The sequence below is a fragment of the Bifidobacterium catulorum genome (genome assembly GCF_003129925.1).
GTDB classification, from domain to species: Bacteria; Actinomycetota; Actinomycetes; order Actinomycetales; family Bifidobacteriaceae; genus Galliscardovia; species Galliscardovia catulorum.
This window is the reverse complement of the sequence record NZ_QFFN01000002.1, coordinates 108,083-130,124: the sequence shown is the minus strand read 5'-3', so window position 1 is coordinate 130,124 and position 22,042 is coordinate 108,083. Positions and strand designations below refer to the sequence as shown.

General features: G+C 64.0%; 21 protein-coding genes. 13 read left to right on the top strand and 8 right to left on the bottom strand.

From position 1 onward, the window contains the following. Nucleotides 1–102: 102 nt before the first annotated feature. Nucleotides 103–900, bottom strand: a complete 798-nt coding sequence (locus DF200_RS01700) for an NlpC/P60 family protein (protein WP_146191983.1) — start codon at nucleotides 898–900, stop codon at nucleotides 103–105. A 208-nt stretch (nucleotides 901–1,108) separates the two neighbouring features. After that, on the bottom strand, nucleotides 1,109–2,035 hold the full coding sequence (locus DF200_RS01695) for a CHAP domain-containing protein (RefSeq protein ID WP_109136564.1): 927 nt from the start codon (nucleotides 2,033–2,035) through the stop codon (nucleotides 1,109–1,111). 325 nt (nucleotides 2,036–2,360) lie between these two features. Between DF200_RS01695 and serC the strand changes: the two genes are divergently transcribed. Beyond that, nucleotides 2,361–3,506: a phosphoserine transaminase gene (gene serC / locus DF200_RS01690; RefSeq protein WP_109136563.1), complete on the top strand. Its 1,146-nt coding sequence runs from the start codon at nucleotides 2,361–2,363 to the stop codon at nucleotides 3,504–3,506. Between the two features lie 25 nt (nucleotides 3,507–3,531). Here the strand turns inward: serC and DF200_RS01685 are convergent, their stop codons facing one another. Continuing rightward, nucleotides 3,532–4,812 carry a type I phosphomannose isomerase catalytic subunit gene (locus DF200_RS01685; RefSeq protein ID WP_109136562.1) on the bottom strand — a complete coding sequence of 427 codons (1,281 nt, stop codon included), beginning with the start codon at nucleotides 4,810–4,812 and terminating at the stop codon, nucleotides 3,532–3,534. Nucleotides 4,813–4,928: 116 nt separating this feature from the next. Between DF200_RS01685 and DF200_RS01680 the strand changes: the two genes are divergently transcribed. Further along, a complete protein-coding gene (locus DF200_RS01680) occupies nucleotides 4,929–5,192 on the top strand; it encodes a DUF2530 domain-containing protein (protein ID WP_109136561.1) in 264 nt (87 codons plus the stop codon). Nucleotides 5,193–5,217: 25 nt separating this feature from the next. Here the strand turns inward: DF200_RS01680 and DF200_RS01675 are convergent, their stop codons facing one another. Beyond that, nucleotides 5,218–6,504, bottom strand: coding sequence for a sensor histidine kinase (locus DF200_RS01675; RefSeq protein WP_241520081.1), 1,287 nt, complete (start codon nucleotides 6,502–6,504; stop codon nucleotides 5,218–5,220). A gap of 247 nt (nucleotides 6,505–6,751) precedes the next feature. Here DF200_RS01675 and phoU point away from each other — a divergent pair, with 247 nt between their 5' ends. Then, nucleotides 6,752–7,459, top strand: coding sequence for a phosphate signaling complex protein PhoU (phoU, locus tag DF200_RS01670; RefSeq protein ID WP_109136560.1), 708 nt, complete (start codon nucleotides 6,752–6,754; stop codon nucleotides 7,457–7,459). Between the two features lie 221 nt (nucleotides 7,460–7,680). On the opposite strand, the gene DF200_RS01665 is transcribed toward phoU, so the two are convergent. The 4 genes from DF200_RS01665 to DF200_RS01650 all read right to left on the bottom strand — a co-directional run bounded on the left by DF200_RS01665 (nucleotide 7,681) and on the right by DF200_RS01650 (nucleotide 11,464). Further along, nucleotides 7,681–8,418, bottom strand: a complete 738-nt coding sequence (locus DF200_RS01665; protein ID WP_109136559.1) for a phosphoglyceromutase — start codon at nucleotides 8,416–8,418, stop codon at nucleotides 7,681–7,683. 134 nt (nucleotides 8,419–8,552) lie between these two features. Beyond that, complete coding sequence (gene menA / locus DF200_RS01660; protein WP_109136558.1) at nucleotides 8,553–9,533, bottom strand: 1,4-dihydroxy-2-naphthoate octaprenyltransferase; 981 nt, start codon at nucleotides 9,531–9,533, stop codon at nucleotides 8,553–8,555. A 105-nt stretch (nucleotides 9,534–9,638) separates the two neighbouring features. Next, on the bottom strand, nucleotides 9,639–10,799 hold the full coding sequence (locus DF200_RS01655) for an MFS transporter (protein WP_439098303.1): 1,161 nt from the start codon (nucleotides 10,797–10,799) through the stop codon (nucleotides 9,639–9,641). A 311-nt stretch (nucleotides 10,800–11,110) separates the two neighbouring features. Continuing rightward, nucleotides 11,111–11,464 (bottom strand): helix-turn-helix transcriptional regulator, encoded by a 354-nt coding sequence (locus DF200_RS01650; protein WP_109136556.1) that lies wholly within the window; start codon nucleotides 11,462–11,464, stop codon nucleotides 11,111–11,113. 161 nt (nucleotides 11,465–11,625) lie between these two features. On the opposite strand from DF200_RS01650, the gene DF200_RS01645 reads away from it, so the two are divergent. The 10 genes from DF200_RS01645 to DF200_RS01600 all read left to right on the top strand — a co-directional run bounded on the left by DF200_RS01645 (nucleotide 11,626) and on the right by DF200_RS01600 (nucleotide 22,036). After that, nucleotides 11,626–12,750 (top strand): hypothetical protein, encoded by a 1,125-nt coding sequence (locus DF200_RS01645; protein WP_109136555.1) that lies wholly within the window; start codon nucleotides 11,626–11,628, stop codon nucleotides 12,748–12,750. Further along, nucleotides 12,747–13,760, top strand: a complete 1,014-nt coding sequence (locus DF200_RS01640; RefSeq protein WP_109136554.1) for a hypothetical protein — start codon at nucleotides 12,747–12,749, stop codon at nucleotides 13,758–13,760. The genes DF200_RS01645 and DF200_RS01640 overlap by 4 nt, the downstream gene beginning before the upstream one ends. A gap of 107 nt (nucleotides 13,761–13,867) precedes the next feature. Further along, the gene (locus tag DF200_RS01635) at nucleotides 13,868–15,298 is read left to right on the top strand and encodes a VirD4-like conjugal transfer protein, CD1115 family (RefSeq protein WP_109136553.1); all 1,431 of its coding nucleotides are present in this window, start codon (nucleotides 13,868–13,870) and stop codon (nucleotides 15,296–15,298) included. A gap of 82 nt (nucleotides 15,299–15,380) precedes the next feature. Continuing rightward, the gene (locus tag DF200_RS01630) at nucleotides 15,381–16,700 is read left to right on the top strand and encodes a zinc ribbon domain-containing protein (protein ID WP_109136552.1); all 1,320 of its coding nucleotides are present in this window, start codon (nucleotides 15,381–15,383) and stop codon (nucleotides 16,698–16,700) included. Between the two features lie 33 nt (nucleotides 16,701–16,733). Further along, nucleotides 16,734–18,182: a hypothetical protein gene (locus tag DF200_RS01625; protein ID WP_109136551.1), complete on the top strand. Its 1,449-nt coding sequence runs from the start codon at nucleotides 16,734–16,736 to the stop codon at nucleotides 18,180–18,182. Nucleotides 18,183–18,224: 42 nt separating this feature from the next. Beyond that, complete coding sequence (locus DF200_RS01620) at nucleotides 18,225–20,792, top strand: FtsK/SpoIIIE domain-containing protein (RefSeq protein WP_109136550.1); 2,568 nt, start codon at nucleotides 18,225–18,227, stop codon at nucleotides 20,790–20,792. A gap of 36 nt (nucleotides 20,793–20,828) precedes the next feature. Further along, a complete protein-coding gene (locus DF200_RS01615; RefSeq protein ID WP_109136549.1) occupies nucleotides 20,829–21,083 on the top strand; it encodes a hypothetical protein in 255 nt (84 codons plus the stop codon). Between the two features lie 56 nt (nucleotides 21,084–21,139). After that, entirely contained in the window at nucleotides 21,140–21,403 is a 264-nt protein-coding gene (locus DF200_RS01610; protein WP_109136548.1) for a hypothetical protein, read from the top strand. A 1-nt stretch (nucleotide 21,404) separates the two neighbouring features. Continuing rightward, nucleotides 21,405–21,692: a hypothetical protein gene (locus DF200_RS01605; protein ID WP_109136547.1), complete on the top strand. Its 288-nt coding sequence runs from the start codon at nucleotides 21,405–21,407 to the stop codon at nucleotides 21,690–21,692. Between the two features lie 89 nt (nucleotides 21,693–21,781). Next, nucleotides 21,782–22,036, top strand: a complete 255-nt coding sequence (locus DF200_RS01600) for a hypothetical protein (protein ID WP_109136546.1) — start codon at nucleotides 21,782–21,784, stop codon at nucleotides 22,034–22,036. Nucleotides 22,037–22,042: the final 6 nt, after the last annotated feature.

The window sequence follows — 22,042 nt, the reverse complement described above, 5'->3', positions numbered from 1 at the left end:
GACGAGGGACATCCTCTATGCCCGGAGAGGAACGGACGGCAGCCCCCTACGCAAAAACCCCGGCCACGATGGCCGGGGTCCTGTGGAAAGCACGGTTGGATGTCAGAGCGAGCCGCCGCCCATGAAGATGGCGGAGTCAGGGTTCACGGCGCGCACCTGAACACCGCCGTCGGGAGCGGAGTCGACCATCGTGCCGTTGCCGATGTAGATGCCCACGTGGCCCGGGGAACGACCGGCATACTGGAAGAAGACCAGATCGCCGGACTTGAGCTTGGAAAGGTCCTTGGTCTTGTTGGAGACCATGGCGTAGTACTTCTCGGGCCAGTTGCTGTTGGACGGGTATCCGAGGGCGAAGTCGACCAGCCCGGAGCAGGTGAACGACGAGGTGCTCACGGTGCCGGTCCAGTTGTATCCGCTGGGCTGGTATCCGGCGCCGATGACCGACAGCGCGCGGTTGACGAAGCCGGAGGGCAGCTGCATCGGGGTCGTGGACGCATTGTCGGACGACGTGGACGTGCGTTCGCTGGAACGGGACGCCGCCTGCGCGGAGGCGAACGGCGAGGTGGAGGCGGCGGCCTTCTTCGCGGCCTCGGCCTGCTCCTTGGCGGCCTTGGCTTCGGCGGCGGCCTTGGCCTTGGCCTCCTTCTCGGCCTTGGATTCGGTCTTGGGGACGTTCAGCGATTCGATGCCGCCGTAGTTGGCGTCGGCGTTGACCTCGACCGACGTGGCCTCCTTGAGCATGAGCGACGAACGTGTCTCGACGCCCTTGAACGAGCGGGACGACGTCACCGGACCATTGGCTTCGGCGGCGTTCGCGGCCGGAAGGACCAATGCGGTGGAAAGAGTGGCGGCCGCCAATGTGGCGGTCAGAATGGAAATTGATTTACGTGCTTTCATCATCGTGACCCAACTGTAGCAGGATGTCATGAGAAATATGGAGAAAACGTGCGCGGACGGGGATATTCTCAGGATATTCCAAGATACGACGTGATGGAGGTCACAGATCACGTCTCCGCAGATGCCGATGACGTCCATGCACGACGGAATTCACCCCCATCGGAGGGGAAAAGAAAAAAAGGCGAACACCACGCTCGGTGGCGGATGACCGTCAGTAGTGGATGTACTGGAAGTCATGCACGTTCTTGAACGTGCGGCTGAACGTCTTGCCGTGGTATGAGGCACCGCACTCGCTGGTGGTCACGCTGCCGTCGGAGTTGACCTTCTCGACGATGGCCACATGACCGTACTGGGCGCTGGCACCCTCCTGGCCGCGCTGGAAGACCATGACATCGCCCACACGCGGGGTGTTGTCCACCCAGTAGCCGTGGGAACGGGCGGAATCCGCCCACATGGCGCCGTCTCCGAAATACGATCCGACTGGCAGACCCAGCTGATGACGGCGGGTGTATGCCCACCACGTGCACTGCGAGAACGCATAGGCGTTGCCGGAGTCCCCGGTCGCGTGGTTGGGATCGAATCCGGCGGGAAGATCGGCAGCATCGCGGTCCATCAGCGCCGCGACCTTGGCGTTGCTCGCCGTGGACTTCGACATCTGCGAGGCATCGACCTCGTCCACGCTGGAGGTCATCGACCACTGCGCGGAATCCGACACCGGCGTGCGGGCCTCAGAACGGGAGACCTGAGTGGTGCCGGCCGCCACGGAGGAGGCGTCGTCAGGAGCCACCGAATCATTGGCGATCACCGAGGAATCATCCCCGTTCGCCAGCGGAAGACCGGTGGAATCGGCGGAGGACGCGTAGGTGAAGCTACCTGCCGTGGCCGCGAGCAGCGCGAAGGCGGACGCCGTCACGAACTGCTTCTTGTGGGCCTGCTGCTTGGCCGCCTGGCGAAGCGCACGCCGCGTGCGCGGCACCGCCTCGTTCATCGCCTTGGCCACCTCGGGAACCAACGCCATCGGGGTGTTCGCATACACCACCGCAGCGGTATGCGCCGCGCGCACCTCACGTGCACGTCCGGCCGCAGCGGCGATTGTCGAACGCTGGGCGTTGCGTGCCTTATGAGCCGCATGTCTCATTACGAATCACTCCTTGGCCATGAACTACCAAGTGAAGATGATAGCCACCTTGCATTGCACCCACAAGTCGAAGACCACCGCCCCGCCATCATCCCCGAAGATGATTTCCGCCGGGGAAGACCCTTCGCCATCGGCGTGGACATATGCGACGTCCACCAACCGAACGGTAGAAACACGGGGATTCATCACCATTCCTTCATTTCACTCACGGCACGACGGCGTATATGCGACACGGCCGTGGAATCCGTCGAAAACCACCACGTCAGATAATGTCCAAGTTCTCATATTATGAGAAAATACAGCCTGCTCACTAGTGTGGGGACACATGATCGACTCCATGAAAATTCCTTCCTCCATGCTGCCCGAAGACGGCCGGTTCGGCTGCGGGCCGAGCAAGATCCGCCGCAAACAGGTCGCCGCGCTCGCCGAGGCCGGCACCACCCTGCTGGGCACCTCGCACCGTCAGACCCCGGTCAAACACGTGGTCGCCTCGATTCGCGAGGGGCTGGCCGAATACTTCTCCATCCCGGACGGATGGCAGATCGCATTGGGCAACGGCGGCGCCAGCGCGTTCTGGGAGGTCGCCTGCGCATCGCTGATCGCGCGACGCGGCGCGTTCGCGTCCTACGGATCGTTCAGCGGCAAGTTCGCCGCAAGCGCCGCCAAGGCGCCGTTCCTTGAGAAGCCCGTGGTCTACCAGGCCGACTTCGGATCGTGCACGCTGCCGAAGTACACCGACGACGTGGACGTCTACTGCTGGGCCCACAACGAGACCTCCACCGGCGTGATGGCGCCCGTGCGGCGCGTCGAGGGCAGTCGCGAGCAGGGCGCGCTGACCCTCATCGACGCGACCAGCGGCGCCGGCGGCCTCCCGGTCGACATCGCCCAGACCGACGCCTACTACTTCTCCCCGCAGAAGGTCTTCGGCTCCGACGGCGGCCTCTGGTTCGCCATCCTCTCCCCCGATGCCGTCAAACGCGCCGAAGACGTGGAGAACAGCGCCACGCTGGAGGGCGCCCGCCGCTGGGTGCCGCCGTTCCTCTCCCTCACGCAGGCGCTGGCGAACTCCAACAAGAACCAGACGCTCAACACGCCCGCCATCGGCACGCTCGTGCTCATGAACGAACAGGTGAAGTGGCTCAACGAGCACGGCGGCCTCAAGTGGGCGTCCAAGCGCTGCGCCAAGTCGGCGAAGACGCTGTATTCCTGGGCCGAGAAATCGGATTACGCCAAGCCGTTCGTCGAGGACGAATCGTTCCGCTCCAACGTGGTCGTGACCATCGACCTAGACGACTCCATCAAGGCGTCCTCCGTGGTGACCGCGCTGCGCGAGAACGGCATCGTGGACACGTCCGGGTACCGCAAGCTGGGGCGCAACCAGCTGCGCATCGGCGTGTTCCCCTCCGTCAAGCCCAGCGACGTGGAGGCCCTCACCTACTGCATCGACTACGTGGTGGAGCACTTGCAGTAGGTCGTGCGATAACGTACCGATGCCGTCAGATGCCGGTGGAGGCGATGAGGACGCCTCCACCGGCATCGTCGTCTCCGGCGGCGTCGTCCATATATATACGACAATCCCCGTCCGCAGCGGGAACGAACGCGGCACTCCCCCGGCCAAGCACGGCCGTGGCGGCGTGCTCCGTCTCCACGTGCACGCCGTCGCCCAGTGCGACGACCATCCGGGGACGCGGGGGAACGGCGGCGGCATCGCCCACGGTCAGCGAGAACTCCTCCAACGACGGCGGCCTGTACATGACCGCCCCCGGCGTGCGGCTCGTCTCCGGCGCCATCGGGGCCTCGGCGGCCGTGGCGACGTTACGCAGGACATTGGGAACGTCCTTGTGCTTCACCGTCAGCCCGGCGCGCAGGACGTTGTCCGAATTGGTCATGATCTCGGCCGCCACGCCATGGATATAGGCGTGGGCCGTCCCCGGGGGAATCACGCATGATTCGCCCGGACGAAGCCGTACCGCGTTCATCATCAGCAGGCACAGCACGGAGGCGTCCCCCGGAAACGCCCTAGCCGCCGTGATGGCGTTGTCGAACGCCGCCGCGACCCGCCCGTGACGCGCCGATTCGCGCGCACGGCACAGCAGCGGCAGCCACGGCACGCCGACACCCCGCCCGCGGACTCCCGCCGTCACCGCCAGCGCGAACGCGCGGAACACCCGGCGGCGCTCCTCGTTCCAGGCCCCGGAGGCCATCGGCATCATGGCATCGACATCGAATCCATCGGCATCGGCGCCCCGCACCCCGTCCAAGGCATCGGCCATGCGCCGCGCAAGGGGATGGTCCACCGAATGCAGCGCCGCAGCCTGACAACGCACGGGCATGAATCCCACGGCTGCGGAGAACCGCTCCAAGGCGACCACCATCTCGTATTTGCCGACGGCGTCCCTGAACGAGCGCTCTGGGGCCTCCAACGGCACGCCGGCGGCGTTCTCCCGGTTGAAACCAGCCCTCGCCTCGAAATCCACGGGATGCACCTGCAACGACAACGGCCGATGCACGGCGATCACCTTCATCAGATACGGCAGCGTCGGCCCCCACAACGCCGACGCCCCCTCCCCCAACGCCGCCACGGGACGTCGTCGAATCCACTCGGCCAGCGGCAGGGAGCGGCCGTCGTCCACGACCATCGAGGAGAACCGCGCATGACCGCTGAACCACAGCTCCGCCAACGGTCCGCGGACGTCGGCGAAACGGGGGAACATCGCCTGCAATCCGCAGCGCGACCCCCACGCATAGCGTCGGGGAAGCGGCTGTATCGGCAGCATGGCCACGGTTCCTTTCCACGTCGTCGGTCGGCGTTCGTCGATCGTCGTAGCGCCCCGGACGGGCCCGCCGGTGCGGCGACCCACCTAAGGATACCCCGAGTTGTAAGGTGTTCTCTATGAAATTGGCACCCATTCTAGATCCAGGCGCCCGTAAGCCCGGCCCGAAGCCGGCTCAGGTGGACCTGCATCGGGTGTTCTTCATCGGCACGGCGATGTGGCTGGCCGCCTCGGTGATCTGTCTGGTGCTGGTGCTGTGCGGCGTCGATTGGGCGTTCAAGTCGCTGATCGTCTGCGTCTCCGGCATGATCATAGGCGTGGCGCTGCTCACGTGGGAGCATTTCAACCGCTGGTACTACCGCCGGCTCGGCAATCAGCGGTAGCGTCGCAACGGTACATGGCTCCGCGTCACCGGGTCCGGGGCAGCGTGAGGGTGAAGGTGCTGCCCTTGTTCGGCGCGCTCCACACCGACACCGAACCGTGGTGCGTGAGCGCCACATGCTTGACGATGGCGAGTCCCAGCCCCACCCCTTCCTTGTTGGCGGCCGCGCTCTGGTTGCCGCCTCGGTAGAAGCGTTCGAAGATGCGGGCCTGATCCTCCCTGCTGATGCCGCAGCCCTGGTCGACCACGCGCACCACCGCATGCTCGCCGTCCTTCGACGCCGACACGGCCACGCCGACCGCGCTGTTCGGCCGCGAGTATTCCACGGCGTTCTCCATGAGCTTGCCGAGCGCCCCCTGCAGCTGTTCGGCCTCCGCATGGACCATCAGCGTGTCGTCTCCGTTGACGACCAGCCGCACGTTGCGCGCCACCGCCTCCGGACGCACCCGATCTGCCACCTCGCGCACCTGCGCGAGCAGGTTCACACGGTTCGCATCGCCCGGCACCACCTTGGACTGGGCCTTGATGAGCAGCAGCAGGTCGGAGACGAGATGCCCCAGATGGTCCGCATACCGACGGACCTGCGCCGCCTCCGTGAGGATCTGGTCGATGTCGACGTCGTCCTGCTCAAGGTCCTCGCCCAGCGTCTCCAACGCCTTCGTGGGCTTGAGCAGCTGTTCGGTCACGTTGGACACGAAGTCGTCTCGCATCCGTGCGAACCGGCGTTCCTCGCTGACGTCGTTGATGAGCACGACCGTCCTGCCGTCGCTGATCTGACCGACCGTGACCTTCAGCCAGTTCGGCCGCGAAACGCCGGCATCACCGCCGTCATCGCCACCATCGGCGACGCCAACGTCGACCATCGGGTCGACGAATCGTTTCGACGTCTCGGTCACGAGTTCGCACGACCGTTTGCCGCCGCTCTCCCTCACGCTGTGGATCGCGTTGAGCACACGGTCGTTGACGATGCGTTCGTCGTCGACGATGCCGAGCCGATACGCCGCGGCGCCGGCGATCATGACCTCGTCATCGTCGTTGACGATGATGGATATGGAGGGGATCACGGCGAGCAGACGCCTCGTCTCGTAGTCGAGCTCGTCATCGTCGTCGTCATCGTCGTCGCGCCCGTGCGACCTGCGGTACCCCATGATGGCGCGCCAATGGGCAATGGTATCGGCGTTGATGTACCGTGAAAGAAACGGGTACGCCCAGTTGTAGAGTTTGGCGAATATCGCGATAAGCGCGATGATCACCATCACGCCGAACACGACGAGTACTATCGTTGAGAAAACATCGGGGCTGCCTTGCGTCACGGCACCATTGTGTCACGAGTTGCGAAGCCGCAACAAACCGGATCAGGTTTCCGCGAGGATTCCACGGATTTCGATGACACTTCGGAACACGCGGCGACCCGTTATTTATAAATGAACATGTAATGAACAGTGGAGTGAACACTCAGACAATTCGGGGTTTACTCTATGAGTCGGTCGGAGGCCCTTCCCTTTCTTACCTTAGAATAGGAGAGGTTGCACTCAGACCAAATGGAAAGGCAATAGAACAATGCGCGTTATTTTCACCGAGGAGCTGAAGCAGGTGGCTGACGACCTCGACCGCATGGCGCAGGAAGTGCATACGGCGATCGTCGGTGCCGGCAAGGCACTGCTTGAGTCTGATGTCGAGGCAGCTCAGAACGTCATCGACGGCGATCTTGAGATCGACGCCCTGGAAACCAGCATCATCAACCAGTGCGTGCAGCTGCTGGCCAAGCAGAGCCCGGTTGCCACCGATCTGCGTGTGGTCGTCTCCACGCTGCGTCTGGCCTCCACGTTCGAGCGCATGGGCGACCTCGCCCGTCACGTCGCCGAGATCGCACGCCGCACCTACCCGGAGTCGGCCCTGACCCCGGAGACCCGTGAGACCTTCGAGAAGATGCAGGCGTTCCTCGACGCCACCTCCGCCAAGCTGATCACCGTGCTCTCCGACCGCGATGACAAGGCCGCCGAGCAGCTGATCATCGACGACGACAAGCTCGACGAGCTGCACCACCAGATCTTCGACATCGTCAACGGCGCGAACTGGACCGGCACCACGCAGCAGACCATCGACGTGGTGCTGCTGGGCCGCTTCTACGAGCGTTTCGGCGACCACGCGGTCTCCGTCGCCCGTCGTCTGGTCTACATCGTCTCCGGCTTCGACCCTTCGAAGGCCCCGAAGTCCAAGGCCGACGACTCCGCTAACGACCCGTACCTCGCCGCCCCGGCCAAGTAAGTCGACCGCGGTCCTTATCCGAAGAAATCCCCGACCGGACAATGCTCCGGCGGGGATTTCTGTATTCTCCTGCTCTCCATACGACCACCATGCATATACGACCACCGACGCGTACAGGCCACACAGATCGCGCAAATCGCATATAGGCACAGACGCAAACGACCCGCTGACGTGAATCAGCGGGTCGTTGCCAATCGATGCCTAGGCCGTATGGCCGTGCATCACTTGCCCTGGTTGGCGACGGCGGCGGCGCCGGCTGCGGCGGCCTCCGGATCCAGGTACTCGCCACGCGGCTTGATCGGCTTGAAGTTCTCGTCAAGCTCGTAGACCAGCGGGATGGCGGTGGGGATGTTCACCTTGGCGATCTCCTCTTCGCTCAGGCCGTCAAGCATCTTGACGATGGCGCGGAGGCTGTTGCCGTGGGCGGCGATCAGCACGGTCTTGCCGGACTTGAGCTCGGGGATGATCTCGGACTCCCAGTACGGGGTCACGCGGGCCACGACGTTGACGAGGGCCTCGGTCTCGGGCACCGGGTCGCCGGCGTAGCGCGGATCGTTGTTCTGCGAGTACTCGTCGTTCGGATCGATCTCCGGCGGCGGGGTGGCGTAGGAACGACGCCAGAGCATGAACTTCTCGTCGCCGTACTCCTGACGGATCTCGGACTTGTTCTTGCCCTGCAGGGCGCCGTAGTGGCGCTCGTTGAGGTGCCAGCTGCGCTTGACCGGGATCCACAGGCGGTCGGCGGCGTCAAGGGCGATGTTGGCGGTGTTGATGGCGCGACGCAGCAGGGAGGTGAAGACGATGTCCGGAAGGACGTTCTTCTCCTTGAGCAGCTCGCCGCCGCGCTTGGCTTCGGCTTCGCCCTGCTCGGTCAGCGGGACGTCCACCCAGCCGGTGAACTGATTGGTCTTGTTCCATGCGCTCTGTCCGTGACGGAGCAATACTAGTTTGTAAGCCATAGTTAGCAGTCTATGCCATTCTTGCGACGAGACACAACGGAAAATCGTGTCATTTTTCGAGACGGCAGATGAACATCCGATGCATCGGACCATAATGCCCGACTGCGCCGACGCCGTGCGATGAGACGAGACGTCTACGATACGACGGCGTCCATGGCCATGGCGACGGCCACGCAGACCGCGAACGCCGACGTCTGTGCGCCGGCCAGACCGAGGGCCCCTCCGAAATCCCGCCGCATCACGGCGCGGATCATGCACGTCTGGACCGCCGCCACGGCCAGCCACGGCACCAGGCCGGCGGGGAACCACAGCAACGGCATGAGCATGACCGACCCCGCCCAGTCGACGACGAGGCAGCAGACGAATGCGGCCCGTGCGCCACGCTCCCCCAGCCGTACGGCCAACGTGCGTTTGCCGTGGATGCGGTCGTCGTCGATGTCGCGCAGATTGTTGACCATGAGGATCATGACGGCGTTCAATCCGACGCAGCAGGCGGCGAGGACCCCCGTGGTGTCGACGGTGCCGGCGAGCGCGTATTCGGTGCCGAGCGTGGCGACCAGCCCGAAGAACAGGAAGACGCCGAGCTCACCGAGGCCGATATAGCCATAGGGATGCCTGCCCCCCGTATAGCACCAGCCGGCCACCAGCGAAGCGGCACCGACGGCCAACAGCCACCATGCGTGGGAGACCAGCACGGCGGCCAGTCCGGCGATGCAGGCGAGCGCGGCGGCGAGTCCGGCGGCGATCAGGACGTGCCGGGCCGGCACGAGCCCGGAGGCGACCATGCGGCGTGGTTTGCCGCTGGTGGTCTCGGCATCTCCCCTCCGGTCGTCGGTGCCGCGAACGCCGTCGGAATAGTCGTTGGCGAAGTTGACGGCGATCTGGAGGAACAGGGCGACGAGGGCGCAGAGCACTGCGACTGGCCAGAAGCGGCCTTCCAGCATCGTCTGCAGCGCACGGCCCACCCTGCATGACTCCGGTTGGGGATAGACCAAGGGGCATATGTCGAATTCGCCGATGCGCCGCCATGCGACCGCGGCGCCGACGACGACCGGTGCGATCGACGCCGGCAGCGTACGCGGCCGGGTCCCCTGGACCCACAACCCTATATTCATGGCCTCATGATATCTCCCTGATATGCGAAAGCCTCCTGTGCACAGGAGGCTTTGCGGACGGCCCTTCCTCGCTCATGGGAGGAGAATGGAGACCTATCGCATCGTCTATCGCGTGGCTCCGTAGGCGCGGAAGAAGAGGGCCATGCCCCCGATGTACGCCACGCCGACGCCCATGACCAGGATCGCGCCGAGCTGCATGCCCATGGCGTCGGAGGCCAGGCCCATGAGCGGCGGGAAGATCGCCCCGCCGATGAGGCCGATCATCATGAGTCCGGAGACCTCGTTCTGGCGTTCCGGCAGATGCAGCAGGCCGGTGGTGAGCATGATGGAGAACACGTTCGCGTTGCCAAGGCCCACGAAGGCCAGACCGGCGTACGCCAGCCACACCGGCATGCCGTCCATGCCGGAGAACAGCAGGAAGCACAGGGCCGAGGCGGCCATGAGCGCGCCGCACACCCGCAGCATGGCCTTGCGGCTGAAGCGTTGCAGCAGCATCGATCCGGAGAGGCAGCCAAACGTGCGGAACGCGAAGTACACGCTGGTGGCGCCACCTGCGGCCTCAAGCCCGAGGGAGGAACGCTCCATGAGGATCTTCGGCGCGGTGGCGTTGATGCCGACGTCCACGCCCACGTGGCAGACGATGCCGAGGAAGCACAGCAGGATGACCGGGTTCCGCAGCAGTGCGAAGCATCCGGAGATGCTGGTGCGGCCGGCGTCGGGCGCGTTCTCTTCGATGTCGTCGAAGTTGAGCATCGCGAACGCGAGCACGGCGACGACCAGGTAGATCGGGTAGAGCAGCCACCATCTGCCGAATGTGACGGCGGCCCAGCCGGCGATCAGCGGTGCGATGAACGAGGCGATGGCCTTGACGAACTGGCCGAAGGTGAGCATGCCGGCGAGCTTCTCGTCGCGGGCGAGGTTGCCGACGAGCGGGTTGAGCGAGACCTGCATGAACGTGTTGCCGATGCCCAGCAGGCAGAAGGAGACGACGATGAGCACCAGCTGCACGCCCTTGACGGGAGTGAGGTAGCCGATGATCGGCAGCAGGCATCCGAGCGCGGTGACGGCGATGCTCACCAGCACGGTGTGGCGGCGTCCGATGCGGTTCATGAGTATTCCCGCCGGCACCGACAGCACCAGGAACCAGAAGAACACCATGGTGGTGAAGACGTTGCTCACGGAGTCGGACAGGCCGAAGTCGGACTGCACGTAGTTCGAGGCGGTGCCGACCAGGTCGACGAAGCCCATCACGAAGAACGACATCATGACGGGGAGCAGTACGGTGAAGGGGGTGCTGCCGTGCTTGTCCGCCGCGGCGTTCTGGGCGGGGACGTCCTCGGGAACGGTCTGGGGGTTGCTCATCGGTTACTCTTTTCTGCGCTTCGTGCCGGCGGACGGCGACGATGGTGATGCGATGCCGGCGGCGCTCCCAAAGGAACCGCCGCGTCTGAATCCGCGGCAGCAATGAAGTAACGCCGTCAATCGATTAACGGAGTTTATTTATTGAACGTTCAAACCGCAAATCATGACACGCGGAGCGGGCTGCAAAACCGATGCCCGCCGAAAAAACGTAAAGACTACAGGGAAAGACCATCCCCGTCGCCACGCTCCATGTCCCGCCCGGGAAGGGCACGGGGGCGCAGCGCACGTCCCCGATTCGCCGTACGCCCCACTTCGGTCACGGCCTCGCGTTCCAAAGACGCCTCGACGTCCTCGAACAGGTCGAACACCCGGACGTCGAGCACACGGGAGATGGCGAACACCGTGGAAAGCTTGGGCGAACGCCGCCCCTGCTCGATGTAGCCGACCGAGACACGGTCCATGCCCAGCTTCTCGGCGAGCTGCTCCTGCGAGAGTCCACGGCTTTTACGCAGCGTCTGGATACGACGTCCCGTCGCATTCAGGAAACGCTGATAACTCGTGGATGGCATACCAACAATTGGAGAACACACCCCCGCAAAGGTCCACTAACGAACGGTTAGCATTTTTTTCGACGAAACCGTAGAAGATACGCCGGACCGACGCCGCGCTCCCCTACGATGGCCGCAACGTCATCGAATCGTGATATGCAGAGAGGGACACAAGGAGCGACATGGCCTACGTTATGGAACCGGTCTGGCGGTGGGAACGCAACAGACTCATGGCCTGGCACGGCGACTGCGACGAGATCCGCCGGTCGGTGCGCGACATCACGACGATGCTGACGGACCTTGCCGACTGGACCATCGGCGACCCCGACGCCAACGCCAGGATGCGACGATTCGGCTTCATATTCGGCCATGACGTGGAGACCATGGCGATGGGCCGCTACGTGCGTCTGACCACGCTGGCCAACCAATGCTGGGACACAACCGTCGCCGCCGGCGGCGACTGCGAAGACCTGGCCGATGAGCTGTCGCGGGAGATCGCCAACTTCATGAAGACCGCCGAGAGCACGGCGAAGGGCATCGCGCCCGGCATCGGCGAATACTATGACGCCGCCATATACTGCGGCGTCGCGTTCCTGATGAGGCGTATCCCCACGTTCACCATCCAGGACCTGCTGAACCTATGCTCGCCCGAGGTGTTCACGCCGTACGACGACATCGGCGAGGTGGACGAGACGAACACATACAAAGGATGGTACGGCTACGACGTCGCGCTCGCGGAACGCAAGCCGCCGTCCGAGCGTGCGGCCAGCAGCCGTGTCCTCGGGCTGATGGACAAGCTGCCGGACATGCGCAGCAGGAACACCTCCGAGGATATGGACGAGTACATGGACGATTCGGAGGAGGACGAGTACGATGCGCAATACCATGCCGATCATCCCCGGCCCGACGATCCCCAATGGCGCGCGGTCTTCGATTCGAGAAAATACAACAGGGCCTATGCGGTGCTGCGGCAGCGGCACATCCGTCATGACGACGATCCGGACTGGCCGATGGACGGACGGTACACGCTCGAACCCGGCTCCAGGTCCTTCGAGAACCTGCCCGACGTGCTGGATCTGGCATTGGACGGCTTCCTGTGCGATACGGGCGCGGCGTTCCCCGGCACCAGGCAGTTCATTCCGTTCATGACGGACCTCGACCGGATGCGGCGGTTCGTCTGGAAGGCGCATCGCGCCGCGGACCACGGCGAGGACGTCGACTTCGACCGCATCACGCGCGCGGCCGATGCGTTCCGTCGTCGCACATGGGTGAGGACGACGCATACGACGACGGGAGGCATGGAATGAACCACGGGGAAAGGTCCGGCGCGGACCACACCGCCGGCACGGACGGCACGGCCTACGACTTCGCCGACGACCTGCTGTCCCGCCTGCGCGACGACTACATGCGCTGCGAACGCAACGGCCATGCCGAAGACTCGGCGCTGTTCATCTACCATCGGATGCTGTTCGAGGAGTCGGGCGGCGTGTTCGACCCCGACGACGCCGAGCTGGCGGCGAGACTGCGGCGGCAGTGCATGAACTATCTCGACAACCACGGCTATGCCCTGACGACGGCGCATCGCGCAAGCTCGCGGCGCAAGCCGCGCGCGAAGGACAAGCCGCTCAAGCTCATCGGCGTGCTGTGCGCCAAGCAGGGACTGCATCTTTCCGACGGGTCGGACATCAACGTCGACGGGCGCCGGCCGTACTTCGACATAACCGGACGTCGAGACCATACGCCGGAGCCGGCGGGCGTCGGGGCATCGACGGACGACGTGCTCGCCGACGACATCATACGGCTGATGGAGCTGATCGGCGACGACGAATTATATGACGGGGTCGTCATCCCGCTGCGCTGGGACGCGCTCACGGGCGCGGCGCTGTATCTGCTCGGCCGTTCGTGGGTGACCGACCTCATCGACGAGGACACGGACCGCCAGTGCTTCTTCGTGGTGCTGACGCCGCAGGACCACCGCAGCACCACCGGCGCCGGCCGGGACACACCACCCCATTCGGGACTGCTGATCGGAGTCGGCATGGACGACGCGGCGACACGGCAGGTCTTCGACGACTGGGACGAGGCGCTGGAATGGTATCGGCGACTGACGGAAGGCTGGCTGCTTCGGGAGTTCACCTACGCGCACAACGTCATGCCGCCCGAGAGGTGTCCGGATTCGCTGCGCCGGTTCTTCGAGGACGACGACCCGTTGTTCGATTCCGACGCATGGCGGCTCACGCCCGCCGAGGAGCGGGAGTATCAGGAGTTCCTGTCACGCCTTCATGCGGCCGATCAGCGGGGAACACAAATCCCGTAGAATCTACGCGGCCGGGATCCCGGCGTTTTCTATGGTGATGCCGTCATATGACGAAACCGTTGGGAGACAACGGGCGACGTCGATGGAACCGATGACGGGAGGATGGCATGACGACGATTTTCTCAGCGGCCGGAACAACGACGGGGAACACGGTGCCGATGCCGACGACGCCATTGCCGCCCGCGCCGATGCCGGCCGCCGTCCTGACCGGCGGGCGCATCCTCGCCGACGGCGTGACCGTCGGCAACGATACGCATACGACGGGTCTGAACAACAACGACGTGGTCATCGGCGCCAGCGGCACCGGCAAGACGCGCGGCTACGTGCTACCGAACCTTCTGCAGTGCGAAGGCAGCATGATCGTGGCGGACACGAAGGGCGGCCTGTACCACAGGGTCGGCCCGCTGCTGGAGTCTCAGGGCTATGAGGTGCAGCTGCTGGACTTCACGGACATGGAGTTCTCCCCGTATGGATACAATCCGATGTCGTTCATCCGACGGGACGAGATGTCGGGCGGCCCGAACGGCATGGACGTGATGGCGTTGACGGCGGCGCTGGCCCCGGACGAGCTCGGCGGCGACGTGTTCTGGGACCGTGCGGCGCGGATGCAGCTGTCCGCGTTGGTGGGCTACGTGATGGAGGCGATGCCGGAGGACGAACGCGACCTCCATGCCGTGACCCATCTGCTCGTCAACCACACGCTGCGGGAGCTGAACGCCATGTTCGAGGCGCTGCTGGACGACAACCCCCGTAGCTTCGCGCTGCTCAAATGGCGGATGTCGACGTTGTGCTTCGGCGCGGACAGGATGCAGTCGAGCATCATGGGCATCATGGCGGAGAAGCTCGACTGCTATTCGTACACGGGCCCGTACGCGTTGTTCACCAATCCACGGCAGGTGGACTTCGCACGGATGGGCGAGCGGAGGACGGCGCTGTTCCTCAATATCTCGGATACGGACCGTTCGCAGGACCGTCTGGTCAACGCCCTGTACATGCAGGCGCTGCAGACGTTGTGCCGCACCGCGGACGCAGCGCCGGGGGGCCGCCTCGCCGTGCCGGTGCGCATCATCCTGGACGATTTCGCGGCGAACGCGACGATCCCCGATTTCGACAAGGTGATCTCGGTGATCCGCTCGCGCGAGATCGCGGTGAGCATCATCCTGCAGAGCGTCTCACAGCTGGAGGCCATGTACGGCCCCGCCCGGGCGCGCACGATACTGAACAACTGCGACCATTGCCTCTATCTCGGCGGGCAGGACGTGGCCACGTCACGGTATGTGGCAACCAAGGCGGGCACGACGGTGAACGCGGTGCTCGACATGCCGGTGGGCGACGCCTACCTGTTCACACGAGGCTCGCGTCCGCGGCAGGTGCGCATGACGCGCCCCGAATCACACCCCCGTTACGCCGCGATGCTGGGGGCGATGCGGCGGCACGGGCCGGACAACGCGTCGATGTTCGACGCCGACATCCTCGGCGACACCGGCCGAACCGACCGGCCATCCCCCCGGCACCCCTCCGGGCAGTCATTCGCGTAATACCGCTTCCACATAACACCGAATTATCAACGACAATCACTATGCTAACTTATAGTTATCGTAATGGTAGAAGGGACCATCAATGATCTGCCTGAATTGCGGCAAGGACAACGCACCGACCTCCAAATTCTGCGCATCATGCGGACACCGACTCAACGGACAGCCCACATTCGGGGTCAATGCGGCGACATCACCCCTCGCAGGCGCCTCGACCGGCACCGGCATACCCGCCGTCGGCGGCATGTCCACGCCGAACACGACACCGGAATCGCAGGTGCCGCCCGCGCCGAACGGCATGCCGTCCATCCCCCTGCCTCCGAAACCGCAGCAGCAGACGACGGCACAGCAGACACCGACGGCACAGCCCATGGCCCCCGACGCCTTCGACAAGGCCAACACCACATGGACGCTCATGGACGTGATGAAGGAGCGCACGCTCATCCCCTTCATCGTCGCGCTCATCGCCTTCGTGAATTTCATAGGCGAGGGAATCCTCGCCATCCCGATCGCCGTCGGCGCCTACGTCGTCGGCGCCGTGCTGACGATGCTGTACCTGCAGTGGCGAGGGAGGCCGCATGTCGAGGAGCCGCTCGTGCGCTACTGCCGGGCGAAGGGCATCGATCCGCGGACGCAGATGAAATTCACCTGGTACAGCTACTACAGCACGATCATGGGCTTCGTGCTGTGGGCCGTCGTCGGCACCCTGCTGTATCTGCTCCTGATGCAGATTGCGGGCGATGAGGCATATACCGACATCAATCTCGCCATGCTGACGACGCTCGTCCCCATGGTGCTGAGCTACTTCATCGCCAAATACGCCGTCAAGCTCATCGCCAAGGCCATCTATGCACGGTCCCGCACCAACGACCTGAGGATCGCCGCGATCAGCGAAGGATACTACGCCGGCGAATTCAAGGACGTCGCGGAGCAAAACAAGGTCATCCTCATGCTCAGCAAGAACAGGGCGCATTCCGTAGCCGGGGCCAAGCACTACATCTCATTGATGAGCGGTCTGAAGAAGGCGGGCATCATCGGCGGCATCATCACGGCGATCCTCAGCATCCTCACCTTCGGCGCGCTCGCCAAGCTCGGCAAGGAGTTCGAGTTGGCCATAAGCCCGACGGCAAGGGCCGAGGCCGAATACGACGCCTACATCAAGGACCTCGTCAAACGAGTCAACCACTACAGCGGCAACGGCTTCATACAACGGACCGCGGGCACCTTCGTCCAAGGCGTCTCCCAGCAGGTCCTGAACGATATATTCGCCCAGAACCTCGCCGACCGAATCAACCACAACCACAACGGCGGCATGGACCCAAACCAGAACGGCACGGCCCCCACCGTCGACGATCCCGCAAACGCCGCCAGGCAACACCTGAATCGTTTCGGATCCAAGTCCTGAGCGCCGTCGCCGTCACGAGAGGAAAGCCCTGTCATGGAACGAATCCCCGATTACTATGAGCTGTTGAAACTCCATCCCGCGGACCCTCTCGCGGCGATTCAGCAGGAGCTGCAGCGCAGGTTCTCCGTGTACGAGAAGGTCTATATGCGCGACGACAACGCGCGTCGACAGGCCCAGCTCATCAAGCAGGCGCTGACGGACGCCTTCGCGGACGAGCCCACCCGTCAGCGCTACGACGCCGCGCTGGAGGAGCAGAAGCATCCCCATACGGAGTCGAAGAAGGGCCATGACTGGCTGGCGCAGGCCAAGAAACTCTACCATGAGGGCCAATACAATCAGGCGGCGGCGGCCATCGGCCGCGTCGCACATGGCGATGAGCCCGACCCCTATGCGTGGGCGGCGCTGATCGCATTGAAGCGACTCGACAACACGACGGACGTCCACGAACGCGAACAGATCATCAGGACGGCCCAAAACCACCTTGACAACGCCTACGTCTGCCTCAAAGCCGGCGAACAATCGGAACAGACCCGTGTGGACTGCCTGCGCGCCAGCATGGAGGTACTGCTCGCACAAGGCAAAGCCGAGGAGGCGCTGACCAAGGTGCAGGAGGCCCTGAAGCATTCATCCGCAACCGCCTTCCCGCGTCTGTGCCAATTCCAGTCGGAATGCTTCATGCGGAACGCCGACGGGAATGAATGGAACCTCGACGAGGCCACGCATAGCGCCATATTCGGGTTGCAGGCCCTGGCCGACCATCCCGGCCAATGGACCGAACAGCAGTTCCAAGACCTGTACAAGGAGCTGACGGCATACGCCCCGGTCAGGCATGACCTCTCCCGTCAGACCATCAGCCGCATACAGGATTATGCGAATACGTGCCAGGAGCGGCTCGACCTGCTGGACACAACCCCCATCCCGCAACCGGCCCAGGACCAATGGAAACGGCATTTCCAGAACGAAACCGCCTCATGCAGGCAGCGCATCGCATGGATCAACCAGAAAGCCGCCCAGGACGCGGCGACGCTACGACAGCAGTTGACGACGATGATTGCGCAATACCAGAGCCTGATGCAAAGCCACGCCGGCAAGTCGGCCGAATACCAAGCGCTGCTCGGCAAGGCGCAGTCCATGTCCAACGACGGCAAGCCGCCGAAGCGGCACCGCATCGCGCTCGTGGTCGCCGTCATCCTGGCCCTCGTCATCGTGACGGCCGGCACCAATTCGGGAATGCTCACGTTCATACTGCTCCTCGCCCTGGAGGTGCCGTTCGCCTATCTGGCCTGGCAAGGCATGACCGCCGGATCGCGATACTCCAAGCTTCAATCGCAGATCGAGCAGTCCGATCAGGAGCTGCGGAAGATCGCCGACACCATACAGACGTTGCAGACCACCATCCAACAGACGCAGGAACGGATACGGCTGGCGGACCAGGATCCCTCGCAATACGTGTTGCGCTGGGCCGGTCCATCACTGGGCTGATTCGTCGCCGAGACCACGCATCACATCATCGAGGAGGACATCATGGCATCGCCAATGCTTCGGGTCGCCCGGGAAGTAGAAGTGGGAGGGGTCACGTGGCCCCTGCTCTGCAATGCGAACATCTGGGTGGAGGAGTCACTGGTGAACAGCGACTACACCATCGCCCTGACCCAGGATTTCATATGCGCGGCCCTGAACGGCACGGCCCCCGGCCAGCTGAACGTCGTGGTCTATGACGAAAAACTCACCGGATTCGCCTCACCGTTCAAGGAACTCAACGAAGGCGGACGACAGCTGCTGGACATACTCGGCTCCCAGCAGGATCTGGCGTCGGCGATCGCCCGCATCAAGGAACAGGTGCGTTCCACGTACGACATGATGCGGGGAACCGCGCCGACCCTCGCCGATTTCCGGGAGCATGAGAACTATCCGATGGGCGGATACACCCTGCTGGTCATCGCCGCGGACTATTCGCTGCTGCCCAAGGAGACCCAGGTCGACCTCGACATCCTCGCCGCGGCGGGACCCGCGGCAGGGGTGAGCATCATCATGCATTCCATGCTTCCCGAGGACGAGATCATGAAGACGATCGTCCTCAAGCACTATACACATGCCTACGTGGATCAGCGGAACCCGTACGCCGTCGACAACACCATCCTAATCGATACGGCACGCCGCATCACGGAACAGCTGAGGAATCCCGAAGACAACACGGACTCCATCCTCTTCGACACCGTCGAGGACCTGTCCGACGCCACGCTCTGGCGAAGCAGCAGTATCGACGGCCTCACGTTCTCCGTGGGACGATACGGCAACAGGACCGTGGAAATCACACTCGGCGACACGCTCAACCAACGGCACAACGCGCTCATCACCGGCGCGGTGGGCCAGGGTAAATCAAACCTCATCTCCGTCATCATCCACAGCCTGTGCCAACGCTACAGCCCCCAGGAACTGGAACTCTATCTGCTGGACTTCAAGGAAGGCGTCACCCTGCAGCCCTTCTGTCCTCAGGACGACGGCACATATCTCCCCCAGGCACGCGCCATAGGCCTCGAAGCGGACCGCGAATTCGGTCTGAGCGTGCTCGAACACCTGTTCAACGAGCATCGCGGACGCCTCAAGCGGTTCAAGGCGGCGGGCGCGCAGAACATCCACGAGTATCGGCGGAAGACAGGCGATACCATCCCCCGGATCGTGCTCATCGTGGACGAGTTCCAGATGATGATCGACTCGAACGACGAGAAATCCCGGCATATCGCCTCCCTGCTGACCAACGCGGTACGCCTGTTCCGCGCGGCCGGGATCCATATCATCCTTGCATCGCAGACCATCGGCAACAGCATGGCGCTGATGGGCGGGGAGAACACGCTGCTCGCCCAGGTGCCGATTCGCATCGCGCTGAAGAACTCGGTCTCCGAATCCCGCGCCACGCTCGGCATGAACAACGAAGCGGCCGCATATCTGCGCCCCCACGAGGCCATCGTGAACCTCAACTACGGCAACCCCAGGGACAACGACACCGTCAACATCGCATATGCGGGCGGCACGGTCGAGGAACGCACGCTGCTGCCGCAGCGACGCAAGTGGTGGCAGTGCGCCATCGGCGCGCATATGGCCCGACCGCCATTCGTGTTCGACGGCGAACGCGACCGGGATTGGCGGTCCGACGCCGCGCTCGCGACGCCGGATCCCGACGGCTCTCCCGTGGTGCTGGCCGGCGGACGCATCGAAGTCGATTCCGAACCGTTGAGGATCCCCCTGGGACGCGACGCGGGACGCAACGTCGCCCTGTTCGGATCCGGTCCCGTATACGTGGAGCTGATGGGCTTCGCCCTTGCCCTGGCACGCCAAAGTAAGGGCAACAAACCCGCACGCTTCGTGATCATCGACGCGATGACGCCGGATGCGGGCAGGAAGCTCACATGCGCCCAGCTGCGCGATGCGCTGAAGGTCCAAGGGCTGCACGTCGAACTGGTGGACCGCCGTGACGCCGCAGAGGCGATACGTGCCATCGCCAGGGACAACGGGCTTCACGCGGCCGACGACATGTTCGGGGGCATCGCGCCCGGCGGCACAACCGACCTGAACGCCGGCTTCGACCTCGCCGACTACGGACTCGACGATATCCCGGCCGGCGACGACGGGACCAAGACGACCCCGACGCCCGAAATACCCGAAGAACCGGAGGACCACGATCGGGAGGAGACCGAAACCTATATCCTCGGATTCGGCCTGGATCGCGTGAACCATATGCCCGCCGAATTCGCGCTGATCTGCGACCAGGGGCCGACGAACGGCGTCCACGTGCTCGGCTGGTGGCGCAAATACAGCACATTCGAAAAGCAGATGGGCATGACGGTCGACGGCCTGGACTTCTTCGATGCGCGTATCGCCTTCCAGACCAGCCGACAGGTCATCGGCACCATCACCGCGGACCCGGCATACGAATACACGCCCGAGGACAATCGGGCGCTCGCCTGGGACTCCTCCATCATGAACGATCCGGCGATCATCATCCCCTACGCGACGGTGCCGTTGCCGGCGAATCGGCCGCCCTCCATGCCGACGGACGTACCGCCGCCCTCCATCCCTCATCCCATCGCATGACCCCATCCCACGGCATGGCGTCGAAAGGAGAACATCATGTCGCTACGGCAGACCAAAAGCATCGTGGCAGCATTGCAAAGCGAGATCAACAGCCAAATCGGACTGGTGCTCAGCTATCAGGACAACACACGAGAGAACATGTCGCTCGTGGTCACCGAGCTTGACGGCAGCAGCAGAGGCTACGACCAGCGCATGGTCGCCTCGATCAAGGCGACCCAGCGTGCGCTGGACAGCACCCTCACCGAACTGCGGCAGGCCTCCCAGGCGCTGAACCAGATCCGCGCGCTCTGAGTCCCGACTCATCATTCACATTCACATACACATATACGGCAGAGGACATCGATACTATGGCATCGATTTATGAAACCCAGGTTGCGGCGGCGAAGATCAGCCACAATTCGGAGCAGCTCCAAACGCTGATGGCCGCCAACAGAGGGCAGATCGACCGCAACGCCATGCAGTTGGCGATGGTCACGCGCGGCTCGATCCCCGGACAGCGCGCCACGCGCGAAGTGCAGGAGGCGTCCGCGGCGATGCGGAAGGCCATCGCCATGCTGGAGGAGCTGCAGAACGAGACGGCGAAGTATCTCAAGGAATCGCGAGGGGTATGAAATGGGACATTACGTCCAAAGGACGAATCCGCAATGGGCCGAGGCACGAAAGAGGGCGGAGACCGCCTTACAGCAGGCCCTGGGCATGGCCAACGAGGCGGGAGCCCTTGCCGCGAGGCTGGAGCGGATGACCAACGCCTCCCTGCAGGGCACCGGCGTCGGCGTTCCGGTCGGCGTCGCCGCGCATACGACGACCGGAAGCGCCCACGCCGCGACGTCATCCATCATGGCGGCAATCGCGGCCACCAACAGCGTCGACGTCACCGAAACCGTCTACGTCAACGACTGAACGCCCCATGCCGTACGCCGCGGCCACATCCACACCCATATCCATCCACACCCATATCCATCGTGGAGACAGCCCATGGGAGGCAGATCATGGTCGAAAGCATCCAGAACCACATCGATGACGTCCAACGCTATGCCGCATCCGCCAACAGCGTGGCCGATATGGCCGGTCGCGCGCTGCGGGCCGTGAACGCCGCGCAATCATCGCTTGCGACGATTCCCAAAGGAGGGCAGGCCGCGGCGCGGGCGGCCCAGGCGGGAGCGGACCTGCAGCAACTGATCGCAAGCACACGTCGCTACCAGCAGGAGGCGCGGATGGCCGCCCGGAGGATGCGCGGCGCCTGAGCCGTC

Coding starts and splice junctions, on each gene's coding strand:
- DF200_RS01700 (WP_146191983.1), bottom strand. CDS start 900: ATGATGAAAGCACGTAAATCAATTTCCATTCTGACCGCCACATTGGCG.
- DF200_RS01695 (WP_109136564.1), bottom strand. CDS start 2,035: ATGAGACATGCGGCTCATAAGGCACGCAACGCCCAGCGTTCGACAATC.
- serC (WP_109136563.1), top strand. CDS start 2,361: ATGATCGACTCCATGAAAATTCCTTCCTCCATGCTGCCCGAAGACGGC.
- DF200_RS01685 (WP_109136562.1), bottom strand. CDS start 4,812: ATGCTGCCGATACAGCCGCTTCCCCGACGCTATGCGTGGGGGTCGCGC.
- DF200_RS01680 (WP_109136561.1), top strand. CDS start 4,929: ATGAAATTGGCACCCATTCTAGATCCAGGCGCCCGTAAGCCCGGCCCG.
- phoU (WP_109136560.1), top strand. CDS start 6,752: ATGCGCGTTATTTTCACCGAGGAGCTGAAGCAGGTGGCTGACGACCTC.
- DF200_RS01665 (WP_109136559.1), bottom strand. CDS start 8,418: ATGGCTTACAAACTAGTATTGCTCCGTCACGGACAGAGCGCATGGAAC.
- menA (WP_109136558.1), bottom strand. CDS start 9,533: ATGAATATAGGGTTGTGGGTCCAGGGGACCCGGCCGCGTACGCTGCCG.
- DF200_RS01655 (WP_439098303.1), bottom strand. CDS start 10,799: ATGATGTCGTTCTTCGTGATGGGCTTCGTCGACCTGGTCGGCACCGCC.
- DF200_RS01650 (WP_109136556.1), bottom strand. CDS start 11,464: ATGCCATCCACGAGTTATCAGCGTTTCCTGAATGCGACGGGACGTCGT.
- DF200_RS01645 (WP_109136555.1), top strand. CDS start 11,626: ATGGCCTACGTTATGGAACCGGTCTGGCGGTGGGAACGCAACAGACTC.
- DF200_RS01640 (WP_109136554.1), top strand. CDS start 12,747: ATGAACCACGGGGAAAGGTCCGGCGCGGACCACACCGCCGGCACGGAC.
- DF200_RS01635 (WP_109136553.1), top strand. CDS start 13,868: ATGACGACGATTTTCTCAGCGGCCGGAACAACGACGGGGAACACGGTG.
- DF200_RS01630 (WP_109136552.1), top strand. CDS start 15,381: ATGATCTGCCTGAATTGCGGCAAGGACAACGCACCGACCTCCAAATTC.
- DF200_RS01625 (WP_109136551.1), top strand. CDS start 16,734: ATGGAACGAATCCCCGATTACTATGAGCTGTTGAAACTCCATCCCGCG.
- DF200_RS01620 (WP_109136550.1), top strand. CDS start 18,225: ATGGCATCGCCAATGCTTCGGGTCGCCCGGGAAGTAGAAGTGGGAGGG.
- DF200_RS01615 (WP_109136549.1), top strand. CDS start 20,829: ATGTCGCTACGGCAGACCAAAAGCATCGTGGCAGCATTGCAAAGCGAG.
- DF200_RS01610 (WP_109136548.1), top strand. CDS start 21,140: ATGGCATCGATTTATGAAACCCAGGTTGCGGCGGCGAAGATCAGCCAC.
- DF200_RS01605 (WP_109136547.1), top strand. CDS start 21,405: ATGGGACATTACGTCCAAAGGACGAATCCGCAATGGGCCGAGGCACGA.
- DF200_RS01600 (WP_109136546.1), top strand. CDS start 21,782: ATGGTCGAAAGCATCCAGAACCACATCGATGACGTCCAACGCTATGCC.